We start from the raw sequence: 22,266 nt of genomic DNA on the forward strand, positions 1-22,266 counted from the left end.
CTCCTCAGGCTTGATGAATGGTCTTGTCGCGGCGGAAGAACGCCAGGCGCTCTTCATCCAGGCTCAGGCCCAGACCCGGGGTGTTCGGCACGTGCAGTTCAAAATCGCGGTACACCAGCGGTTCGCTGAGAATGTCTTCGGTCAGCAGCAACGGGCCGAACAGTTCGGTGTCCCACGCCAGTTTGTTCAGGGTGACGAAGGCATGGGCCGAGGCCATGGTGCCCAGGCCACCTTCAAGCATGGTGCCGCCGTACAGGGCGATGCCGGCCGCTTCGGCGATCGAGGCGGTGCGCAATACAGCGCGTGGGCCGCCGTTCTTGGCGATCTTCAGGGCGAACACCGACGCCGCGCCTTCGCGGGCCAGGTTAAACGCATCTTCCACGCATTCGATGGATTCGTCGGCCATGATCGGCGCCGGGCTCATGGCGTTGAGGCGAGCCATGCCGGCGCGGTTGTTGCGCGAGATGGGCTGTTCGATCAGGTCGATGCCATTGGTGCCGAGGATCCGGCAGGCCCGTAGCGCCACCGCTTCGTCCCAGGCCTGATTGACGTCGACCCGCACGCTGGCGCGGTCACCCAGGGCTTTCTTGATCGCAATCACGTGGGCCAGGTCGCGGTTGACCTCACCGGCGCCGATTTTCAGTTTGAAGATGCGGTGGCGGCGCAGGTCGAGCATTTTTTCCGCTTCGGCGATGTCTTTCTCGGTGTCGCCGCTGGCCAGAGTCCAGGCCACGGGCAACGCATCGCGAACGCGGCCGCCGAGCAATTCGCTGACCGGCAGGCCGAGGCGTTTGCCCAGGGCATCGAGCAGTGCGGTTTCGATACCGGATTTGGCGAAGGTGTTGCCGCGAATGCTGCGCTCCAGGCGCAACATGGCAGCGTTGACGTTATTGCTGTCCTGGCCGATCAACAGCGGCGCGAAGTGCGTGTCGATGTTGGTCTTGATGCTGTCCGGGCTTTCATTGCCGTAGGCCAGGCCACCGATGGTGGTGGATTCGCCGATGCCTTCGATGCCGTCTGCGCAACGCACGCGGATGATCACCAGGGTCTGGTTCTGCATGGTGTGCATCGCCAGCTTGTGCGGGCGGATGGTCGGCAGATCGACGATGATCGTCTCGATCGACTCAATGGCTGTTGCAAGCATTTCGATACCCGTCAGGTTCTTGAAGTTCTGGAATCGATTCTCGTACGGCTTTTTTCGCGATGCCAATATAGAATTGGTCTGACTTGATACCTTAAAGGTATGCAACCGATTGACGTCTGGAGGCTCCATGGAACTGCGTCACCTGCGTTATTTCCAGGTATTGGCTCAAACCCTCAACTTCACCCGCGCGGCCGAGTTGCTGCACATCGCCCAGCCGCCCTTGAGCCGGCAGATCCAGCAACTGGAGGACGAACTGGGGGTGATGCTGCTGGAGCGCGGCCGACCGTTGAAGCTGACCGATGCCGGGCGGTTTTTCCATGAACACTCCACCGCCCTGCTCGAACAACTGAACAAGGTCTGCGACAACACCCGGCGTATCGGGTTGGGTGAGAAAACCTGGCTGGGGATCGGCTTTGCGCCATCGACACTGTATGGCGTGCTGCCGGAACTGATCCGGCGGTTACGCAGTGGCGAGCCGCTGGAGCTGGAGCTGGGGCTTTCGGAGATGACCACCCTGCAACAGGTGCAGGCGTTGAAGGCCGGGCGCATCGACATCGGTTTCGGCCGGATCCGTATCGACGACCCGGCCATTGTCCAGACCGTGCTCACCGAAGACCGCCTGGTCGCCGCCCTGCCCGCCGGGCATCCGTTGCTCGCCGGTCCCATCAGCCTGCGGGAACTGGCCAAGGAACCCTTTGTGCTGTACCCCGGCAATCCACGGCCGAGTTACGCCGACCATGTGATTGCCCTGTTCGAGTCCTACGGCGTGCGCATCCACGTCGCGCAATGGACCAACGAGCTGCAAACGGCGATCGGTCTGGTGGGGGCAGGCATCGGGGTCACGCTGGTGCCGGCCTCGGTGCAGTTGCTGCACCGCGACGACATCGGCTTCACCCCGCTGCTGGAGGACAACGCCACCTCGCCGATCATTCTCAGCCGACGGGTGGGCGATGTGTCGCCGGGGTTGAACCATTGTTTGCGGATGATAGATGAGCTGCTGCCACCGGCAGCGTAAAGCGATGATCAGCCGGCAAAGGCCCGGCACCCTGCCTTCATCTCGGTACGCAACTCGCGGACAAAACGTCTAATGGGCGTTCCCGCCCCAGATCCAGTTCCAGAACCCCGGCAACTCGACCGGCTGCGAATCGTCGCGCACGGTTCGCGCCATGGCCGCGCGCTGCAACGCGAACTGATCGTCGTAAAACGGCTTGTCGGCGGTTTTCACCCCGGTCTCCCGGGCGCTGTCGAGCAAAATCTGCAGGTATTCGCGGGTATGCCGGGCGGTATAGCGGTTGAGGTCGTGGAAGGTCACCACCACCGGAATCACGCCATCGACCACCGGCAATTCGCCGCGGGCAATGCGCTCGCGAACTTCAGACATCGAGCGCAACATGTGCGACCGGCGCCGGGGGCTGGCGTTGAAGCCCCAGATCTTGCCGTCGTTGGCGCTCAAGTCGGTGAGCAGCACGTGCAGGCCATGCTGCTGATAGGCGGCGAAGGTGCGTTTGTCGTAGTTCCAGAATGGCGGGCGCAACAGGGTTGGCGAAGCGCCGGTAATCGCGGCGATGTCGGCGCTGCCATCGATGAGGGCCTGCTCCAACTCTGGCGGGTCAAGGGAGCGATGATTGGTGTGCCGGGGTGTCGCCGTGTGAAAGCCCAGGACATGTCCTTCGGCGTGTTCACGACGCATGATGTCCCGGCCCAACTCGCTGCCACCGGCGCGCGGAGCGCGGGTTTGCACGAAGAACACCGCTTTGATGTCCGGTTGCAGCGGGTTTAGCGCCAGGCTCTCAAGCACCGTGACGGTCGGATTCCACCAACTCGATGCGCTGGGGCCGTCATCGAACGTCAGCAGAAACCGGATAGGCGGTTGCGCCTGCAAACGCTGTTCGGTTTGCGGAGTCATTTCAATGGGCGCTGCGATACAACCCAGCAGACCCACTACCAGGGCGCACACCGTTAAACACTTGAACAATCGTTTCATCTTTTGCCTTGGGCCAGACCATCACGGTCGATACTTCAATGGGCAAGGATCCTTCGCCCGCTCATCCGTCGTCGGCCCGCATCGAGACGGCGGGCCGAGGTTGGATAGGGTACACAGGGTTTGGTTCCGGTGCTTGCCAGGCCCGTTTCGCCGCGAGCAACTAAACTCAAAGCTTCGGTCAGAGCGTCTTAACCGGAGTGTCAGGCCATGTGCGGACGACTGTCGCAATACCGTGGAATCCACGACTTCGTGGCGGTGCTGAGCATCCCCGACGCGCTGATCAACCACGTCGGCAACGAACCCCTGGCGCACTATAACGCCGCGCCCACCACGCAACTCGCCCTGTTGCACCTGGAGAATGAGCGGCTGCACGCCGACGCCGTGCGCTGGGGTTGGCGACCGCACTGGGCGACGGATCGCACGGAGCCGGTCAATGCCCGGGTCGAGAAAGTCGCCCACGGCCCGTACTTCCGGGCGATCTGGCCCCATCGTGCGATCTGCCCGATTGATAACTGGTTCGAATGGGTCGACGCCGGTGACGGCAACAAACAACCGTGGTTGATCCGGCGACGGAACCGGGCACCGGTTTTCTGCGCGGCCATCGGCCAGTACCCCATCGGCGGAGCCCCTCACAGGGAGCACGACGGTTTCGTCATCCTGACGGCCGACAGCGCAGGCGGCCTGCTTGACGTGCATGACCGGCGACCGGTGGTGTTCTCCCCCGAGCTGGCGCGGGAATGGCTGGACCCGGCCACGCCCAAGGAACGAGCCGAGGAAATGGCGCTATCCCAGGGCGAAGTCAGTGAGGTATTTGAGTGGTACAAGGTCGACAAGGCCATTGGCAATGTCAGGAACCAGGGCGCCGCGCTGATTAAAGAAATTCCCTGAACCTGTCAATAACGACAAAGCTCCACTCAATGGCGCAATGTTGTTCACTTAAGCGAAGTGATTCGTTGTAGGAGCGAGCTTGCTCGCGATGGATTCAAGAGCGCCGCGTTTAGCCAGTAAACACGCGTTATCGTTAACGACCATCGCGAGCAAGCTCGCTCCTACAATGGCGGGGCTTTGTTGTATTCGCGTGCCGGTCAGAACTTGCGGTCAGGCTCTGACAGTTCCTTACCGTCGTCAGGATGCTTCCAGTCCGGTACCGAACGCTTCTGCTGCTCAATCTCTTCCTCCGTGGGTTCGTCCTCGTCTTCTTCCAGGTCCGGTTGCTTGGGTTCATTGGCCATGTTCACCTCGCTTCCTGAAGGGATCGGTCATCAACTTAAGCTTAGATCAGTTCCCCTGCCCCGCTCAGAGCCACCAGCGCAGCAAAAAGAAGAATCCCATGCTCAACAGCATGCTGAGCAACGTATTGCGCGTGTAAAGCACCAGAGCGACCGCCACCAGCGAGCTGATCAGATAGGGATTGTCCCAGTGCAGATTCAGCTGTTTGTCCGGCATGAACACAATCGGCCCGCAGATGGCGGTCAACATGCCCGGTACGGCAAACCCGAGGAACTGCCGGGCATTGCTGCTCAAGCGTAGCGGCAGTCGCGGCTCCAGAAAAACATAGCGGTTGAGGAACACCAACAGGCCCATTCCGATAATCACTGCCCAGACCATCATGTGCGTCCACCGTAGAATTTATTGCAGACAAACCCGGCGGTCATGCCCGCCAGCCCCGACAGCACCAGCGCCGAGCCCCATTGCCAGTAGCTGAACAGCACCGAGCAGAACAGCGACACCGCCACGCACACCACGGTCGGCACGTTGCGCACCACCGGCGTGATCAGGGCGATGAAGGTCGCCGCGATGGAGAAATCCAGGCCCAGGTGTTCAAGGCCGGGAATGCTGCTGCCAAGCACAATGCCCGCCAGGGTGAACAGGTTCCAGGCGATGTAGAACGTCAGGCCCACGCCCAGGGCGTACCAGCGGTTGAACTGCTGTTTGTCGTGCTGGCTGGTCAGGGCGAACAACTCATCGGTGAGCAAGAACCCCAGCCCTGCACGCCAGCGCCCCGGCAATGGCGAAATCACCGAGCGCATGCTCATCCCGTAGAGCAAATGCTGGGAAGTCAGCAGCAGCGTAGTCAGCAGGATCGAAAAAATTCCGGCACCACCCTTGAGCATGCCGATGGCCACCAGTTGCGCCGCACCGGCAAACACAATGCTCGACAGGCCCTGGCCTTGCAGGGGCGTGAGGTTGGCTTCGATAGCCATGGAACCGGCCAGCAAGCCCCAGGGCGCAGTGGCCAGGGACAACGGCATGATCGCCGCTGCGCCGCGCAAAAAGGCACTGCGTGGCATGGTTGAGTTGGACATAACGTTCTACAGACAGGGAAAGACCCCAGACTTTGCCAGCAGTCGCGGCCGAAGGCTTGAACAATCTTGCTCACTCATACGACAACGTGCCATTCATCGGCTGCCCGCTTGATTCGCCAAAGTGCTAGCAACATGATTGCGCTGCATTTTCATCGAGGCAGGCCCTTCATGAGTTCAGTCGAAACAGACAGCGACGTTTATAAAACCCTGCTTGAGTCAACCCGGGCTATTCCCTGGCGCATCGACTGGAAAACCATGACGTTCAGCTACATCGGGCCACAGATCGAAGAGCTGTTGGGCTGGAAACAGGACAGTTGGGCCTCGGTCAACGACTGGGTCGAGCGCATGCACCCCGATGACCGCGACTACGTGATGGACTTCTGCGTCTCGCAGTCGCGCGCCGGTATCGATCACGAGGCCGACTATCGCGCACTCACCGAAAGCGGCGAGTACGTGTGGATCCGCGATGTAGTGCATGTGGTGCGCAAGAACGGTGAAATCGAGGCGCTGGTGGGTTTCATGTTCGATATCAGCGAGCGCAAGAAAACCGAAGAGCACTTGATCCGCCTGCAAAAGCAGCTTGAAGAGTATTCCTTCCAGGACGGCCTGACCGGCATCGCCAACCGGCGCATGTTCGACACCGTGCTGGAGCGCGAGTGGAACCACGCCCAACGCACCGGTTTGCCATTGTCGGTGCTGGTGCTGGATATCGACTACTTCAAGCAATACAACGACCATTACGGCCACATCAAGGGCGACGAATGCCTGCGCCGCGTCGCGCAGACCTTGTCCCTGGCGGCGAACCGGCCACGGGATTTCATTGCGCGGATCGGCGGTGAAGAGTTTGTCTGGCTGCTGCCGGAAACCGATGCCGAGTCCGCGCGGATGGTGGCGCACAAGTGCCTGCACCTGATTCGCCAGCAGCAGATCCCCCATGAGTTCTCCAGGGTGTCGAACCTGCTGAGCGTCAGCCTCGGTGTCGGTACCACCGCCGTTTCACCGCATGCCACGGCGCTGGAATTCGTCGAACAGGTCGATCAGTTGCTCTACAAGGCCAAGCACAATGGCCGGATGCGCGCCGAGTTCGCTGATTTTCGTGATTGACAAACGGCGCGCCGGCTTTTAAAACTGGGCGCCTCACTCAGGGTGTAAGCAAGTATGTCCGCAACCTTCAATCTCGACTTTTCCGTCATTGGCTTGATTGCCAAGGCGCAAGGTTGCGTTGCGCACGCCCTCAAATCGAAGAAACAGTCGCTCATGTGACCGGGGCGCGCTGTCCCGTCAGATGAGCTGACAGGACATTGAGCGCGACGGACCACCCTCCCCTTGCTTACTCTCCTTTTACGCTCCTGACGGTGACGAAATCGGTCAACCATCAGGAGAAAGTGCATGTCAGCGTTTCAAGGTATCTGGGTTCCACTGGTCACACCCTTCCACAACGGCGCCATCGATTTCGTCGGCCTGCGCCGGCTGGTCAGCCATCTGCTGGAAAAAGGTGTCGACGGTCTCATCGTTTGCGGCACCACCGGCGAACCGGCGGCGATGGGCAAGCATGAGCAACTTGCGGTGCTGGACGCGGTGCTGGAGCTGGTACCGGCGCAACGGGTGGTCATGGGCCTGGCCGGTAACAACCTGACCGAGTTGTTGCAGTTCCAGAGCGAGATCCTCAAGCGCCCGGTGGCTGGCCTGCTGGTGCCGGCGCCGTATTACATCCGCCCGTCCCAGGCCGGCCTCGAAGCGTTTTTCCGCACGGTCGCCGATGCCTCCAGCGTTCCGCTGATTCTCTACGACATCCCTTACCGTACCGGCGTGGCCTTCGAACAGGCGACCCTGCTCAACATCGTCGCCCACGAGCGGATCGTCGCCATCAAGGATTGCGGCGGTAATTTTTCGAACACCCTCGCCTTGCTCAATAGCGGCCAGGTCGACGTGCTGTGTGGCGAAGACAACCAGATCTTCAATGCCCTGTGCCTTGGCGCCAAAGGCGCGATTGCCGCGTCGGCGCATGTCCATCCCGAACTGTTCGTGCAGTTGCACCGGCAGATCCGCGACAACCAATTGGCTGAAGGCCGCGCCACGTTTTTCCGTTTGCTGCCGCTGATCAACAGCCTGTTCCTGGAGCCCAACCCGGCCCCGGTGAAAACCGCGCTGGCCCTGGAAGGTCTGATCGGTGACGAACTGCGCGCACCGATGCAACGCAGCAGTGAATCGATGACCGAGCGTTTGAAAGGCGTGCTCGGCGCATTGGGCCGCGACAATCGATAGAGCGTCCGCCGCCGGCCCGAGTACCATGAAGCGATTCGTTCAGCCTTCAGGGGCATCCACATGCTGTACCGAATCGCCGCCGATGGGCTGATGCTGTTTCATTTGCTGTTCATTGTGTTTGTGTTGTTCGGCGGTTTGCTGGTGCTCAAATGGCGCCACCTGATCTGGTGGCATCCGCCGGCCGCCGTCTGGGGTGTGGCAGTGGAGTTGTTCCACCTGCCCTGCCCGCTGACCGACTGGGAAAACCGCATGCGCCATGGGGCCGGGCAAACCGGCTATGGCGGTGGATTCATCGAGCATTACGTTTGGCCGGTGATTTACCCGGCGGGTCTGACACCCAGCATTCAGTTGGGATTGGGCGGCGTGGTGTTGGTGATCAACCTGCTGGTCTATCTTCGATTGTTCAAGCGATGGGCCGCCTGAATTCTCACCCCCCTGACGGTCGCGCCCTGGGCTGGTGGCTGGTTCAGGGAACGGACCGGCTTGTCTGACGCCGGGCGTTCAGTTGGCAATCACACTCATGTTCCGCCCACCGGCCTTGGCCACGTACAGCGCCTTGTCTGCCGCACCGATCAGGTCCTCGGGGCGGACCTGGGAAGCGGTATTGCAGGCACACACGCCGACGCTGACGGTCACGGTGCCTTCCGGGCTGTCACTGTGGGCAATGTCGGCCTGTAGCACCGCGCGGCGGATTTTCTCCGCCACCAGAAATGCCCCCACGTAGTCGGTGCCGGGCAGCACCACGGCGAACTCTTCACCGCCATAACGGGCGGCCAGGCCACCGGGGCGCTTGATATTGTCCGTGATGATCGCACTGACCTTGCGCAAACACTCATCACCGGCCAGGTGGCCGTAGCGGTCGTTGAACGGCTTGAAATGATCGACATCGATCATCAGCAGTGCCAACTCGGTCTGGCTGCGCCGGGCACGTCCCATTTCGGCATCGATGAAAGCGTCGAGCTGACGCCGGTTGGCCAGCCCCGTCAGCGCGTCCTTGAGGGCCAGGCCTTCGAGGTTGCGATTGACCTCCAGGAGCTTGTCCTGGGTGTCCAGCAACTCGACCTGCACCAGGTTCTGCTGCTTCATCAGATTGATTAGCCGAACCCCCAGTACCCCGAGAAAACCCAGCAACAGCGTGACAATGCCAGCGCTGAGCGCCGTCTCCTTGCGCCAGCTGCCGAGCACTTCATCCTTGTTCAACGCGGTAAAAACGATCAGCGGATAACCCTCGACCCGGCGATACCCTATCACCCGCTCGACACCGTCGATGATCGACCTGATCGTGGCCGTACCCGCGTCGCCCTTGGGCAACAACTGGGTGAACAACGGGCTCTTGGCGAGGCTGGTGCCGATGTCCGCCTCCTTGAAGGGTCTGCGAATGACAACGGTGGCATTGTCGGCGATCAGGTTGATCACGCCGTTACTGCCCATGTCGATGCTGTCGTAGAGCTGCAGGAAATGACTGAGGTAGATCGACGCCAGCGCCACCCCGGCAAAGCTGCCGTCGGGATGATTGACCCGGCGCGAAACCGTCATGATCCATTCACCGCTCGAACGGCTCTTGATCGACGGCCCGATGTGCGGCCCACGGCTGGGGTTATCGCGATGGAAGATGAAGTATTCGCGGTCGGAATTGTTGACGCCGGTTTGCCCGGCGCCATTGGAATTGGCGATCCAGTGCCCTTTTTCGTCGAAAACAAATACACCATGGAGCTGGCTCAACTCACTGCGCTGGGCGTTGAGCAACAGCGGCAACCGGGATTTATCCACGCCGTCGTGTTCCAGACGATCGACCAGGGTGAACAGCAGCGTGTCGGCCTGTTTGATCGTTGCCTGCGCTTGCGATGCCAGGGTCTGCGCAAGGTTGGACATCGCCACTTCCTTGTCATGCAGGTAGTACTGGCGCGAGCTCCAGGCTTCCCAGATCACGATCGCCGTCATCGACAGGCACACCGCGATCAGCAGGATCACCGCCGAGCGAACCTTGAGCCGGGTCACGGCTGGCCGGAGCATTTCAATATGATCGTTGATCGACGGATGTCCCATGGTGCTCCCTGAGTGTCTATGACCGGACGAGTCTTCCTGATCGCCGCTGTTGCTCACTATGCCTGATCCAGGCTCGCGATGATGTTAGCGCGACGCCTGCTTTACCGCCTCCAGCCACGCTGGATCCAGCCGCGTCTGTTCGGTATCGATCCCCAGCGCTTGCATTCGTTCCTTGTGCTGATCCATTTCGCGGATCAACTGGCCATGGTCGCTGGAGTTGCCATCGAGCTGATGCATCTGGTTCAACCCCAAATGGTAGAAACGCAACAGCTTCATGGCAACCGGATCACCCTTTTCCACGGCCGCCGTTACATGATGCATGACATTGGTGATGCCCATCAGGCTGCGCTTGAGTTGCCAACTATAGACCGCTGGCGCCATCCATTCCTGGCGCCAGAACACCTTGCGCATCAGCGCCGCCATCGCCAGCACCGCAACAAACACGCCACCGATGTTGAAGCGCAGATTGTCGCCCCCCGGCGTGCCGAACAGAGCCACCGCCGCCGTGGACAGCACCATCGCCAGCGCCAGAAAGATCAGGGCAATGATGACCGTGCTGCGCCGTGTCTGTTGCCGGTAGGTGTCGGCGTTCATCGGCTGGATTTCGAACATTGCGTCGGGTTTCCTAAGCTTCAATGGTAAAAAGGGGTCTGAGGCAAAAAGACAGCGGGCCATTATCGCCTCTGCGCGGGATTTAGCTATGCTGGGGCTCCTTTTCATCTTTTCATCGTCAAGCGGGGGGGAAATGGCGAGACCGCGCAGTTCGTGCCATCTTCTTTCATGAATACACATTATTCGGATGCCATTCGTGGTTGCTGTGTGAATGACATCGTTTTAAGGATCATTGAATGACCCAACGCCAAGTAATCAACGCCTCCGTCAGTCCCAAAGGCAGCCTGGAAACGCTCTCACAACGGGAAGTCCAGCAATTGAGCGAAGCCGGTTCCGGCAGCACCTACACCCTCTTCCGCCAGTGCGCCCTGGCCATCCTCAACACCGGCGCCCATGTCGACAACGCCAAGACTATCCTTGAAGCCTATAAGGATTTTGAAATCCGCATTCACCAGCAGGACCGCGGCGTACGCCTGGAACTGCTGAACGCCCCGGCCGACGCCTTCGTCGACGGCGAAATGATCGCCAGCACCCGGGAAATGCTGTTCAGCGCCCTGCGCGACATCGTCTACACCGAAAACGAACTCGACAGCCAACGCATCGATTTGAGCAGCTCCCAGGGCATCAGCGACTACGTCTTCCACCTGCTGCGCAACGCCCGCACCCTGCGCCCCGGCGTCGAACCGAAGATCGTGGTGTGCTGGGGCGGGCACTCGATCAACACCGAAGAATACAAATACACCAAGAAAGTCGGCCACGAACTGGGCCTGCGCAGCCTGGACATCTGCACCGGTTGCGGCCCCGGCGTGATGAAAGGCCCGATGAAAGGTGCGACCATCGCCCACGCCAAGCAACGCATCCACGGCGGCCGCTACCTGGGCCTGACCGAACCCGGAATCATCGCCGCCGAAGCGCCGAACCCGATCGTCAACGAACTGGTGATCCTGCCGGACATCGAAAAACGCCTGGAAGCCTTCGTCCGCGTCGGCCACGGCATCATCATCTTCCCGGGCGGCGCCGGTACGGCCGAAGAGTTCCTGTACCTGCTGGGCATCCTGATGCACCCCGACAATAAAGGCCTGCCCTTCCCGGTCGTCCTCACCGGGCCGAAACATGCCGCGCCGTACCTTGAACAACTGGACGCGTTCGTCGGTGCGACCCTGGGCGAAACCGCCAAGCAGCACTACCAGATCATCATCGATGACCCGGCCGAAGTGGCGCGGCAGATGACCCAGGGCCTCAAAGCGGTCAAGCAGTTCCGCCGCGAGCGCAACGATGCCTTCCACTTCAACTGGCTGCTGAAAATCGACGAAGGCTTCCAGCGCCCGTTCGACCCGACCCACGAAAACATGGCCAACCTGAAACTGAGCCTCGACCTGCCGTCCCACGAACTGGCGGCCAACCTGCGCCGCGCGTTCTCCGGCATCGTCGCCGGCAACGTCAAGGACAAGGGCATTCGCCTGATCGAAGAACACGGGCCGTACCAGATCCGTGGCGACGCGGCGATCATGCAACCGCTGGACCTGCTGCTCAAAGCCTTCGTCGCCCAGCACCGCATGAAACTGCCGGGCGGCGCGGCGTATGTGCCGTGTTATCGAGTGGTGGCATAACCTTTTCGGTGTAATAACGCCGACATGAGCTTCACCGTCGCGAGCCGCAGTGAAAGCTGCGGTTCGCGGCACTCTATGGAAAGAAAAAAATGCGCCAACGCAATTCCGCCAGACTGCTGGTGATCAATCCCTCGCAACAGGTTCTGCTGTTTCACTTCCAACACAAAAACGATGCCCTCGCCGGCCAAAGCCATTGGGCGACACCCGGTGGGGGGCTTGAGCAGGGTGAATCCTTTGAGGTTGCGGCGGTTCGTGAACTGTTTGAAGAAACCGGACTGAATGTCGCTGCCGTGGGAGCCAGCGTTGCAGAGCGGCGTTTTCCGATGATGTTGCCCAGTGGTGAAACGGTGCTGTCGGTTGAACGGTATTTTGTGGTTCATACCGACAGTGAACGCTTGTCCCGTGAAGGGTGGACAGCTAACGAAGTCCGGGTAATGGCGGACCATAAATGGTGGTCCGTAGCCGAGCTGCGAGAGACCCGAGAAACAGTGTGGCCGGAACAGTTGATCACGATGCTGGAAAACGCCTGAAGGGCGTACACAAATCCTGTGGCGAGGAAACAAGCTCCATCGCCACATTGGTGGTGTGAACCAAAGGATTATCATTGGTTGTAAGGCCGCCATCGCGAGCAAGTCGGATCGCCGCACCGCCGCTCCCACAGAAGAGCAAAAGCAGGTCAGAGTACACCTTCGCTCTTCACCACTCATCAGGCCGAGCGTTAGCTCGCCTGCAGCTCTTGATCTTGATCTACCCGCCCCCTCGGCAGGCTGAGTGGAGGCGTTCATCCGGGGGGAGGCGCGCAGCGCCGTTCGGCGCAGCCGAACACATCGAGAGGAGGTCGCGCGAAGCCGACCGGAGGCGATGCCCCCGGATGAATGCCGGAGCGAAGGAACCCCGAGCCTTAGCGAGGGGCCGTACGTTCGGGGCGAGCGTTTTTTGGGTTACTTTTTTTAGGCGCTTGTAAAAAAAGTGACTCGCCGTAAGGGCGAAACCATAAGCCGCCGTTACCTAAATAACGGATATGCACTCAACCAAGACTACAAACCAAGACGAAACTGCTTTGGAGTAATCCCAAACTGCTTACGAAACGCCCGAATAAAATTACTCGGCTGCCGATACCCCAACCGCTCGGCAATCCGCTCAATCGGCTGATCCCCCGCCGTCAACCAATGCCGCGCCAACTCCAGACTGTCACTGCGAGTATGTTGCGTCGCCGTAGTCTGCCAATGCCGCAACATGCTCTGATGCAAAAACCCATTAGCCCCAAGCAGAGGCTCATCGAGGCTAGCCGCTGGCAGGCTCAAACACGGATGTGAACCCTCCAGCACCTCGATACCAACACTACGCAACCACTGCCCGGCAGCCTGTTGCGGCGTCAGGTGGACCGCGACGAACACCTCGGCCGGCGCTCGCCCCAAACGCCGGGCAATGTTACGCACCAACGTCAGGGTCGCCGCATCGAGGCCGAAAAAATGCGGCTGCCGGTCAACACTGCGCAAATGCAAACGAGCCAGCTCGTCACCCTCCTCCAGTTCCGCTACCACGTAGTTGGTCACCCGCGGCAGGAAATCAGTGAAACACGCCAGGCTCGCGCGCAAGGTCGCGGCGGAGTCCAGCAGAATGTTCAACCCCCGCAACGTGGTGGTCGCCATGCCATTGACCAATTCGCAGCCAAACGCCACCCCCGCGCCCGCACGTTCGCATTCACTCCACAGGCGTTCAACCAGGTGCACGGGCACATGCAGGTCCTGCCCTTCGAGCAACGACAGGCAGATGCCGGCCCGTTGCAACAGCTGGTCCTGACACAGGCCGGACTGCCGGGCATGGCTGAGAATGGTGCGGGTGAAGGCGCTGGAAATAAACAGTTGGCTAGTCATGGCAGGTTACGGCGAGAAGACAGGCGTGTACTTATGCCAGCCTCTATGCTATCGATCCAATGCATTAAAAGTATCCGCCGAATGCAGGAGACGCATGATGGATCTACGACAACTCCGCCACCTTGTCGCCCTGGCCGATTACCGCAACTTCGGCCGTGCCGCCGAGGCGATCAACCTCAGCCAACCCGCCTTCAGTCGCAGCATCCAGACCCTGGAGCGCGACCTCGACTGCGCGTTGGTAGAACGCAGCAGCCGCGAATTCCGCCTGACCGGGCAGGGTGAACTGGTGCTGCAACATGCCCGGCGCCTGCTCGCCGGCAGCCAGGCCCTGCACAACGAACTGACGCAATACAACGGCCTGACTGGTGGCGAGTTGCACTTCGGTTGCGGCCCGTACCCCGCCCAGGTGCTGGTGCCCGAGGCGCTGGCGGAGTTCATCCAGGCTCATCCGGCGATCCGCATCAGTTTCCACCAGGGTGACTGGGAGCAACTGGCGGTCTGGCTTCGCGAACAGCAGATCGAATTCCTCGTGGCCGACGCGCGGTACTTCACCGGCGACCCGCAATATCAGGTGCAACTGCTGCGCCCTCGACGTGGGCGGTTCTTTTGCCGTATCGGTCATCCCTTGGTGCAGCAGCAGAACCTGTCCCTGCGCGTCCTGCTCGACTACGCGGTGGTCGGCACGCGAATACCGCCGATGATCCGCAAGATCCTCGCCGACGTGCAGGGCGAAGCGGACTTCAACCCGAGCGTGGAATGCGCGCAATTCGATGCGATCCGCCGCGTGGTGATGCGCTCCGACGCGGTGGGCATCGCCACCGTGGAGGCCTTGGCCGAACTGGTCGACCAGGGTCTGATCCGGCTGCTGGAATTTACCGACGTGCCCAAGGAAGACCCCGGCCTGCTGTTGCACTACGGCATCGTCAGCCGTGCCGGCCACTCCCTGACACCGGCCGCGCTGGCGATGGTCGATGCGGTGCTGACGGTTGACCGGCGCTTGCTGGCGTCGAATTAGTCGAGCAACCAATGCCCCCTGTGGGAGCGAGCTTGCTCGCGATGGGGCCGTGTCAGTCGACATCGTTTTGAATGACACACCGCTATCGCGAGCAAGCTCGCTCCCACAGGGTTTGGCGTTGCTGTCTCCACATCATGCACGCCGCGCCAGCGCCTGCAATGCCCGGGGCTCACCAAGGGCGCGCAGCAGGCAGTGCATCGCCTCCTCGCGGCTGCGCTCGAAGCGATAGCGCGACTCGATGTACAGCGCCAGTTTCAGCTCCACGGGTTCGTCCAGGGGCAGCGGCACGTGTTGCAAGCCCAGCACACTGGCGACCCGGCTTGGCAGGCTGATGCCGAACGGCTGGCGGTCGGCGATGAGCTTTGCGGCCAGGGTGCTTTGGGTGCTCATCGCCACATTCCGGCGCAGGCCTTTCAAGCCAAGCTGCAAGTCCACCGGACTGAGTCCGTCGCGGCGGCTGGATACCTGAATCTGTGGCTGCTCCAGATAGTCCTGCAGAGTCCGCGGCGGTTCCTTGAGTGCCGCGCCATAGGCAAATACGTAATGGTCGGCGGGCAATACCTGTTTGTGCAGGCCGGCAAGCCCGGCCAGAGGCTGGTCGAGGTCGATCAGGATATCCAGCTTGCCGCTGGCCAGGTCCTGCAAGGCGTCGCGGCGCCGGGGCTGGAAGTACCGCACCTGCCAATCGGCGTGGGGCGATTCGAGCAAGGCATCGAGCAACACCGGTTGCAGGCAATCCAGACAACTGATGCGCAGCAGCGGATTGCTCTGCCGCGCGGCGGGAATCATGCGCAAGCCATCGCGCAACGACTCGAGCGCGGCGCGCACGTAGTCGGCCAGACGATGGGCGACCAGTGTCGGCGTCACCCCCAGGCGACTCTTGATGAACAGCGGGTCGCCGCACAGTTCGCGCAGGCGACGCAACGCATTGCTCATGGCCGGTTGCGACAGGCACATCACCTCGGCCGCACGGGTGACGCTGCGCTGCTGGTAAATCGCATCGAAGGCGAGCAACAGGTTCAAATCGAGCTGGCGTAAATCAAGCATGGTCTTGCTCCGGCAAATCGCTTAACGTCGGGCAGCCTAACCAGTGTTCCGGAACAAGCTGTGAGCCCTACATGACAAAAAGCGATCAGCCACTGCACGACCGATCGATACCCAATGCGTTCTACGCGCCGACCCTGTTGCCGGCCATCGAAGAGTTGCTGGCCCGCGGTGTGGACCGGGGCAGCATCGAAGGCCTGTTTCGTCGCAGCCTGTTCGAGTTGCGCACGCCATTCATGCGTATTCCGCTGTTCATATCGCGGCGCTTCTGGGCGTTTGCCCTGGAACAGACCGGCGACCCGCTGATCGGCCTGGCGGCTGGCCGGCGTTTCGTTTCCACCGCCACCAACGGCCTGACGTACCTGTTCGACGTGGCCGCCTCACTGGACAGCGCCTGCCAGTATTTCGTGCGCTTCTTTCCGTTTTTCAACGGGCACTTCCAGGCGCAGATCGTGCGCGGCGACGACAGCGTCGAATTGCGTCTGCTCGACCGCGGCAGCGTGAAAACCAACGCGGCTACCACCGATTACATCCTCATCAGCCTGTGCAGCATGTTGCGGCGCAAATTCCTCGCCAGCGGCCTGGAGCGTGATCCGGTTCTGAGCGTCGGGCTGGCCGGTGCCTGCACGGCCAACCCGCAGGAACATCAACAAGCCTTTCGCGCAGCGGTGCAATGGGGGCAGGCGCAGCACTCGATCCGCCTCGATCCACAGCTGTTCGTCATCCCGTTGACGCCGGGCAATCATGAACTGGAACACACGCTGGTCGAGCTGCTGGAGCAGACCCGACGCAACAGCGAACCGACCTTGCTGGAGCAAGTCTGCGACCATTTGATCGGCGACCTCGCCGAGGCCAACTGGCAGCAATTCTGCACCACCCAGCATTTGCTCGAGCGCACCGCCGCGCGACGCTTGAAGGCGTTGGGCTGGAGTTTTTCAGAGTTGCTCGACGAATACCGCCGCTACCGGGCCGAAGACTTTTTGCAGGGGACAGACCTGGAGCTGGTGGAGATTTCCGACCGCCTGGGCTACAGCGATGTGCAAAGCTTCAACCGTGCATGCCTGCGGTGGCTGGGGTGCGCACCGGGCTCCTGGCGAACCCGGCAAGGTCGATAAAAAACCACGCAATTTGCTATGACTCGACAGGCACTTGACCAATAGCTTGTTGGACATTTTTTAACACCAGCATTGCGCCATCCGTGCGTAAAAACTGTCGGAGACTGTTAAAAAACGTCATTAATCCGGTGACTCAAACCTGACACACTCAAGCAGCTACAACCCTTGTACATCAAGGCTTACGACCGCTTGTCGCTTTCTTGAGATTTTCGCCAAACAGCCCAAGTCGGGGGAGAAGCCCAATGGTGGTGCGACTTTGATGGCAATGGCCCCAACTTTGGGGGGTGTCTTGCCAATTTAACACGCCGGTTTGCTGACACGGTTTGCCGAGGCTGGTCTATACCCCTTTTGACAGTCTTGTTTTGCAACTCTCCACTGTCTACGAGGCACGCTAATATGGACGTGAGCGTATTTGGTACGGGCTATGTTGGCCTGATTCAAGCAGCGGCACTGGCCGATGTCGGACATCGTGTCCTGTGTGTCGACATCGATCCGAACAAGATCCGGCAACTGCAACAGGCCGTGCCACCGATCAGTGAGCCGGGGCTTTCCGGCACCCTTGAAGAAAACATCAAGGCCGGTCGCCTGCTCTTCACCACCCAGGCCAGCGATGCGGTAGAGCACGCCGAGCTGATCTTCATCGCCGTCGGTACGCCCGCCGACGAAGACGGTTCGGCCGACCTCAGCCATGTGCTGAACGTGGCCCGGCAGATTGCCGGTTTCATGGAGGCCGACCGCACCCTGATCATCAAGTCCACGGTGCCGGTTGGCACGGCGGACCAGGTCAGTGCCACCGCCATTGAAGAGTTGCAGCGCCGCGGCAAAGGTTCGTTGAAGGTACGGGTGGTGTCCAACCCGGAGTTTCTCAAGGAAGGCAGTGCCCTGGCCGATTGCATGCGCCCGGACCGGATCATCGTCGGCACCGGTGACGATGAAGCCCGCAGCCAGATCAGCGAGCTCTACGCACCGTTCTGCCGCAATCACGACAAATTGATGTTCATGGACAACCGCAGCGCCGAGCTGACCAAGTACGCGGCGAACGCGATGCTGGCCACGCGCATCAGTTTCATGAACGAACTGGCCAACCTCACCGAGTTGCTGGGAGCAGATATCGAAGCCGTGCGCAAAGGCATCGGTTCGGACCCGCGCATCGGTTACCACTTCATCTACCCCGGTTGCGGCTTCGGCGGTTCCTGCTTCCCCAAGGACCTGCGCGCTCTGCTGCACACCGCCGAACACGCCGGAATGCCCCTGAAGTTGCTGCGCAGCGTGACCGACGTCAACGATCACCAGCGGCATATCCTGTTCAGCAAACTCAAGGCGCAATTTCCTGGGGGACTGGCCGGCCAGTCCATCGCCGTGTGGGGCCTGGCGTTCAAACCCAACACCGATGACATGCGCGAAGCACCGAGCCGTTACCTGATGGAGGCACTCTGGGCCGAAGGTGCGAGCGTGCACGCCTACGACCCGGAAGCCATGTCCGAATGCCGGCGCATTTACGGCTACCGCGACGACCTGCATCTGTGCGCCACCCGCGATGACACACTCGAAGACGCCGATGCCCTGGTGATCTGCACCGAGTGGAAGAACTTCCGCGTGGTCGACTTCGACAGTCTGGCGAACAAACTGCGAAAACGGGTGATCGTGGACGGGCGCAACCTGTACAGCCCGGAACAGGTGGCGGCCGCCGGCCTGCACTACAGCAGCATTGGCTTGCGCCACATCGTGCCCGAGGCCGTCCATCCATGAAGATTCTCGTCACCGGTGCGGCCGGTTTTATTGGTGCCCATTGCGTGCTGCGACTGTTGCGCGATGGACACCAGGTATTGGGCCTCGACAACTTCAACAGCTACTACGACCCGCAACTCAAGCACGATCGCGTGCGTTGGGTACAGGAGCAGGCACGCCCTTTCCCGCTCTCAACGGTTGACCTGGCCGATACACCGGCCATCGAGGCACTGTTTGCCAGGGAACAACCGGAGGTCGTGATCCACCTCGCGGCCCAGGCCGGGGTGCGTTACTCCCTGGAAAATCCCCGAGCCTACCTGGACAGCAACTTGAGCGGCTTCCTGAACATCCTCGAAAGCTGCCGCAACCACCCGGTCAAGCATTTGATCTACGCCTCGTCCAGTTCGGTGTATGGCGCCAACCAGCACACTCCGTACTCGGTGCAGGATGGTGTCGATCATCCGCTGTCGCTGTACGCCGCGACCAAGAAATCCAACGAACTGATGGCCCACAGCTACAGCCACCTGTTCGGTATTCCCTGCACCGGGCTGCGCTTCTTCACAGTGTACGGCCCCTGGGGACGGCCTGACATGTCGCCGATCCAGTTCGCCCGGGCTATCGCCGAAGAACGACCACTGAAGCTGTTCAACTACGGCGAGCACCAGCGGGACTTCACCTACATCGACGACATTATCGAGAGCATCACGCGTCTGATCGACCGCCCACCGCAAGCCAATGAGCAATGGGACCGCGAACAACCGGACCCGGCCACGAGCATGGCGCCCTGGCGGATTTTCAACATCGGCGGCCAGCACCCGGTAGAGCTCAAGGACTATCTGGCGTTGCTGGAAAAACACATGGGGCAAAAAGCCCGGGTCGAACTGCTGCCCCTGCAACCCGGCGATGTCCTCAACACCTGCGCCGATGCCAGCGAGCTGGCCCGCGCTACCGATTTCCAGCCGCGTATCGAGCTGGACGAGGGACTGGGGCGCTTCGTTGCCTGGTTCCGCACTTACTACTGACTGCGTCGCCCATGCCGCACACGGCTGAACTCTGCGGAGAATTTATGTCTGAACACGAAAAAAGCGTGCCACTTAGCAATATGCGCAGGGACAAGCGCATGGACCCCGAGCAACGCAAGCGCATGGATGCCGCGATCCACATGCAGGGTTGTGGCTGGATAACCGGTCGCGAAGGTGGCCGGCCGTGGACCCTGTCGCGCACCAACCGCGTCCTGGCCGGCTTCGGCGCACTGCTGATCCTGGTGCTGATTTCGCCGGTGCTGCTGGGGCTGGCGCTGGCCATCAAACTCACCAGCCCGGGGCCGGTGATGTTCGTGCAGAAGCGCACCGGTTACCGCGGCCGCCTGTTCGGCATGTACAAATTCCGCACCATGGTCGTCAACGCCGAGGAGCTCAAGGAGTCCTTGCGGCACCTGAACAAGCACGGCGCCGACGCCATCGATTTCAAGATCGACAAGGACCCGCGCATCACCGGTATCGGCGGTTTCCTGCGGCGCACCAGTCTCGACGAGTTGCCGAACCTGTTCAACGTGGTGACCGGCGACATGCGCCTGGTAGGCCCCAGGCCGACTTCGTTCAACGCCTACCGCTACAAGGACAAGCACCTCGTGCGCCTTAGCATCTACCCCGGCATGACCGGCCTGTGGCAAATCTCCGGGCGCAGCAATATCGATTTCGACCAGCGCGTTGAGCTGGATCTGGCCTACATCGCCCAGCAGAGCCTGCTGCTTGATTTGAAGATTCTGCTGAAAACCCCTTTCAAGGTGTTCAGCGGCCACGGAGCAAGTTAAATGGACGGTTCAACGGCTAAAAGCCTCAGCATTGCCAGCCCGAGCGAGTCCAACCTGACATCGACCGTACTCGACCAGAACCTGCGGATCCTTTTACTGACCGCCGCCAACCCCGGTGCGGGCACCACCACCAGCGCCCTGGCGCTGGCCAGTCAACTGGCGAAGATGAGCAGCGGCCTGGTACTGCTGGTGGATGCCAGCCAGTCGGCGACCAACCTCACGCAACAGTTGGGGCTGAGCAAGGAACGGGGGTTTCGCGACTTGTTGTTCAACACCCAGAGCCCACCTTTGTTGCAGGACTGCGTGGTGGACGTCTCCAGCCTGCCCTTTCACGTTCTGCCATTCGGCCGCTACTTCCGTGGCAACGAACACCTGACACCCGAACTCCTGAGCCCGCTGCTCGATCAACTCGGCATCCGCTACCGCTTCGTGGTGATCGATGGCGACGCGGTGTATTCGGCCTCCGACACCCTGGTCATCAGCACGCAGGTGGACGGCGTGGTCCTGGTCGTGCGCGCGGAAGACACCCGCTGGGAAGTGGCCCAGGCCGCGGTCCAGCGCCTGAGCCAGGCGGGAGCGAAGCTGGTCGGCAGCGTGTTCAACCGACGCAAGTACTACATGCCCGAATGGCTGTACAAAAACCTGTGAGGAATCAGACAAGGATGACGCCATGAACGCCAAGATGCTTGTCCTGCTGTTGCTGCCCCTTGCAGGTTGCTCCAGCACTTCCTCCGACGAATCACAAAGCATGCCGGTGCAAATCCTCACGGCTCCACCGGCCAACGCCCAGGCCACCGACGTACCCAAGGTCGAGCAGACCCTGCGCCCACAGGATGTGCTGGACGTGATCTTCCACATCAGCACCAGTGGCTCGGCCGCCTATCGCGTGCAGTCCGGGGACACGATCGCGCTGAACTTCACCGCCGCCAGCCAGTTCAACGGCAACCAGTTGGTGCTGCCCGATGGCACCATCGAACTGCCGGGAGCCCACACCACGGTGAAAATCGAGGGCCTGACCCGCGATGAAGCACGGGACGCGATTCAGCGCGCCTACGATCGCAAACAGCTGTTCCAGCCCAACCGCAATCAGCTGTCAGTGATGGTGGTGAGCCCGCTGGCCAATGAATGGAACCTCAAGTCCGTGCTCAACCACCCCGCCACCGGCATGAGCCGGGAAATCACCGTGGGCACCGACGGCTACGCCAGCTTCCCGGAAATCGGTGCCGTAGCGCTGCAAGGCATGACCCTCAACCAACTGGAGGCCTACCTGAATAAACGCTATGCCACCCTGCCGGGGCGAATGACCGTGGACGTGCTGCTCAAGTCCACCGCCGGCAACGAAATCTATGTACTGGGTGAAGTCGGCCAGCCGGGCGCCTATCCGATCCGCCGCCCGGTGTCGGTGCTCGAAGCCCTGACCATTGCCCGCGGTTCCAACGCCAAGGCACGCCTGGACTCGGTGATGATCATGCGGCGCAACGGCAACCAGGTGGTCGCGCATCGTTACGACGTGGAAAAAGCCTTGTCCGGCGACGCCACCCAGATCGCCTACCTGCAAGCGGACGACATGCTGTACGTGCCCAAGACCAAACTGGCCAGCGCCGGTGAGCTCGCGCGGCAACTGGCAGACGTCGTGTTGTTCCAGGGCATGGGCCTCAGCTTCAGCTACCGCGTCGACAACAAAGACGACGGCAGCAACTAACTCTC

Annotated in this window: 23 protein-coding genes; 14 read left to right on the forward strand and 9 right to left on the reverse strand. The window is 61.0% G+C overall.

All coding sequences use genetic code 11. From position 1 onward, the window contains the following. Nucleotides 1–4: 4 nt before the first annotated feature. Nucleotides 5–1,144 (reverse strand): muconate cycloisomerase family protein, encoded by a 1,140-nt coding sequence (locus tag AC3IT9_RS18190; RefSeq protein ID WP_056723540.1) that lies wholly within the window; start codon nt 1,142–1,144, stop codon nt 5–7. 127 nt (nt 1,145–1,271) lie between these two features. Between AC3IT9_RS18190 and AC3IT9_RS18195 the strand changes: the two genes are divergently transcribed. Next, entirely contained in the window at nt 1,272–2,159 is an 888-nt protein-coding gene (locus tag AC3IT9_RS18195) for a LysR family transcriptional regulator (protein WP_108218023.1), read from the forward strand. A gap of 69 nt (nt 2,160–2,228) precedes the next feature. Here the strand turns inward: AC3IT9_RS18195 and AC3IT9_RS18200 are convergent, their stop codons facing one another. Next, nucleotides 2,229–3,128 (reverse strand): polysaccharide deacetylase family protein, encoded by a 900-nt coding sequence (locus AC3IT9_RS18200; protein WP_489270602.1) that lies wholly within the window; start codon nt 3,126–3,128, stop codon nt 2,229–2,231. A gap of 207 nt (nt 3,129–3,335) precedes the next feature. Here AC3IT9_RS18200 and AC3IT9_RS18205 point away from each other — a divergent pair, with 207 nt between their 5' ends. Then, a complete protein-coding gene (locus tag AC3IT9_RS18205; RefSeq protein ID WP_489270603.1) occupies nt 3,336–4,016 on the forward strand; it encodes an SOS response-associated peptidase family protein in 681 nt (226 codons plus the stop codon). 197 nt (nt 4,017–4,213) lie between these two features. Here the strand turns inward: AC3IT9_RS18205 and AC3IT9_RS18210 are convergent, their stop codons facing one another. The 3 genes from AC3IT9_RS18210 to AC3IT9_RS18220 form a co-directional block, all read right to left on the reverse strand. Next, nucleotides 4,214–4,360 (reverse strand): hypothetical protein, encoded by a 147-nt coding sequence (locus AC3IT9_RS18210; RefSeq protein WP_008051909.1) that lies wholly within the window; start codon nt 4,358–4,360, stop codon nt 4,214–4,216. A gap of 64 nt (nt 4,361–4,424) precedes the next feature. After that, nucleotides 4,425–4,736 (reverse strand): AzlD domain-containing protein, encoded by a 312-nt coding sequence (locus tag AC3IT9_RS18215; RefSeq protein WP_191625010.1) that lies wholly within the window; start codon nt 4,734–4,736, stop codon nt 4,425–4,427. Beyond that, a complete protein-coding gene (locus AC3IT9_RS18220) occupies nt 4,736–5,434 on the reverse strand; it encodes an AzlC family ABC transporter permease (protein WP_223444469.1) in 699 nt (232 codons plus the stop codon). Before AC3IT9_RS18220 ends, AC3IT9_RS18215 begins: the two co-directional genes overlap by 1 nt. Before the next feature lie 168 nt (nt 5,435–5,602). Between AC3IT9_RS18220 and AC3IT9_RS18225 the strand changes: the two genes are divergently transcribed. From AC3IT9_RS18225 to AC3IT9_RS18235, 3 genes are all read left to right on the forward strand, one after another. Next, the gene (locus AC3IT9_RS18225; RefSeq protein ID WP_489270604.1) at nt 5,603–6,538 is read left to right on the forward strand and encodes a GGDEF domain-containing protein; all 936 of its coding nucleotides are present in this window, start codon (nt 5,603–5,605) and stop codon (nt 6,536–6,538) included. A gap of 285 nt (nt 6,539–6,823) precedes the next feature. Beyond that, on the forward strand, nt 6,824–7,699 hold the full coding sequence (dapA, locus tag AC3IT9_RS18230; RefSeq protein WP_353742709.1) for a 4-hydroxy-tetrahydrodipicolinate synthase: 876 nt from the start codon (nt 6,824–6,826) through the stop codon (nt 7,697–7,699). Between the two features lie 60 nt (nt 7,700–7,759). Next, nucleotides 7,760–8,122, forward strand: a complete 363-nt coding sequence (locus tag AC3IT9_RS18235) for a DUF2784 domain-containing protein (protein ID WP_150756514.1) — start codon at nt 7,760–7,762, stop codon at nt 8,120–8,122. Between the two features lie 78 nt (nt 8,123–8,200). Here the strand turns inward: AC3IT9_RS18235 and AC3IT9_RS18240 are convergent, their stop codons facing one another. Further along, on the reverse strand, nt 8,201–9,745 hold the full coding sequence (locus tag AC3IT9_RS18240) for a sensor domain-containing diguanylate cyclase (protein ID WP_489270605.1): 1,545 nt from the start codon (nt 9,743–9,745) through the stop codon (nt 8,201–8,203). 84 nt (nt 9,746–9,829) lie between these two features. Next, nucleotides 9,830–10,357: a DUF3087 domain-containing protein gene (locus AC3IT9_RS18245; RefSeq protein WP_191625008.1), complete on the reverse strand. Its 528-nt coding sequence runs from the start codon at nt 10,355–10,357 to the stop codon at nt 9,830–9,832. 236 nt (nt 10,358–10,593) lie between these two features. Between AC3IT9_RS18245 and ppnN the strand changes: the two genes are divergently transcribed. Together ppnN and AC3IT9_RS18255 are read left to right on the forward strand one after the other, a co-directional pair. Beyond that, on the forward strand, nt 10,594–11,967 hold the full coding sequence (gene ppnN, locus AC3IT9_RS18250) for a nucleotide 5'-monophosphate nucleosidase PpnN (protein ID WP_150724253.1): 1,374 nt from the start codon (nt 10,594–10,596) through the stop codon (nt 11,965–11,967). An 89-nt stretch (nt 11,968–12,056) separates the two neighbouring features. After that, nucleotides 12,057–12,497: an NUDIX hydrolase gene (locus AC3IT9_RS18255; RefSeq protein ID WP_423505570.1), complete on the forward strand. Its 441-nt coding sequence runs from the start codon at nt 12,057–12,059 to the stop codon at nt 12,495–12,497. Nucleotides 12,498–13,004: 507 nt separating this feature from the next. Here the strand turns inward: AC3IT9_RS18255 and AC3IT9_RS18260 are convergent. Further along, the gene (locus AC3IT9_RS18260) at nt 13,005–13,844 is read right to left on the reverse strand and encodes an AraC family transcriptional regulator (RefSeq protein WP_489270606.1); all 840 of its coding nucleotides are present in this window, start codon (nt 13,842–13,844) and stop codon (nt 13,005–13,007) included. A 97-nt stretch (nt 13,845–13,941) separates the two neighbouring features. Between AC3IT9_RS18260 and AC3IT9_RS18265 the strand changes: the two genes are divergently transcribed. Continuing rightward, on the forward strand, nt 13,942–14,859 hold the full coding sequence (locus AC3IT9_RS18265; protein WP_489270607.1) for a LysR family transcriptional regulator: 918 nt from the start codon (nt 13,942–13,944) through the stop codon (nt 14,857–14,859). A 132-nt stretch (nt 14,860–14,991) separates the two neighbouring features. Here AC3IT9_RS18265 and AC3IT9_RS18270 read toward each other — a convergent pair whose 3' ends face one another. Beyond that, complete coding sequence (locus AC3IT9_RS18270) at nt 14,992–15,906, reverse strand: LysR family transcriptional regulator (protein WP_489270608.1); 915 nt, start codon at nt 15,904–15,906, stop codon at nt 14,992–14,994. Nucleotides 15,907–15,977: 71 nt separating this feature from the next. Between AC3IT9_RS18270 and AC3IT9_RS18275 the strand changes: the two genes are divergently transcribed. The 6 genes from AC3IT9_RS18275 (at nt 15,978) to AC3IT9_RS18300 (ending at nt 22,261) form a co-directional block, all read left to right on the forward strand. Beyond that, nucleotides 15,978–17,018, forward strand: coding sequence for an AraC family transcriptional regulator ligand-binding domain-containing protein (locus AC3IT9_RS18275; RefSeq protein ID WP_489270609.1), 1,041 nt, complete (start codon nt 15,978–15,980; stop codon nt 17,016–17,018). A 396-nt stretch (nt 17,019–17,414) separates the two neighbouring features. Next, entirely contained in the window at nt 17,415–18,767 is a 1,353-nt protein-coding gene (locus tag AC3IT9_RS18280) for a UDP-glucose dehydrogenase family protein (RefSeq protein ID WP_489270611.1), read from the forward strand. Further along, nucleotides 18,764–19,768 carry an NAD-dependent epimerase gene (locus AC3IT9_RS18285; RefSeq protein ID WP_353741125.1) on the forward strand — a complete coding sequence of 335 codons (1,005 nt, stop codon included), beginning with the start codon at nt 18,764–18,766 and terminating at the stop codon, nt 19,766–19,768. Before AC3IT9_RS18280 ends, AC3IT9_RS18285 begins: the two co-directional genes overlap by 4 nt. A 44-nt stretch (nt 19,769–19,812) precedes the next feature. Then, the gene (locus AC3IT9_RS18290; protein ID WP_489270612.1) at nt 19,813–20,559 is read left to right on the forward strand and encodes a sugar transferase; all 747 of its coding nucleotides are present in this window, start codon (nt 19,813–19,815) and stop codon (nt 20,557–20,559) included. After that, entirely contained in the window at nt 20,560–21,207 is a 648-nt protein-coding gene (locus tag AC3IT9_RS18295; protein ID WP_489270613.1) for a CpsD/CapB family tyrosine-protein kinase, read from the forward strand. Nucleotides 21,208–21,229: 22 nt separating this feature from the next. Further along, on the forward strand, nt 21,230–22,261 hold the full coding sequence (locus AC3IT9_RS18300) for a polysaccharide biosynthesis/export family protein (protein WP_489270614.1): 1,032 nt from the start codon (nt 21,230–21,232) through the stop codon (nt 22,259–22,261). The last annotated feature ends 5 nt before the right edge of the window (nt 22,262–22,266 follow it).

Source organism: Pseudomonas sp. KH_046_1 (assembly GCF_057839025.1).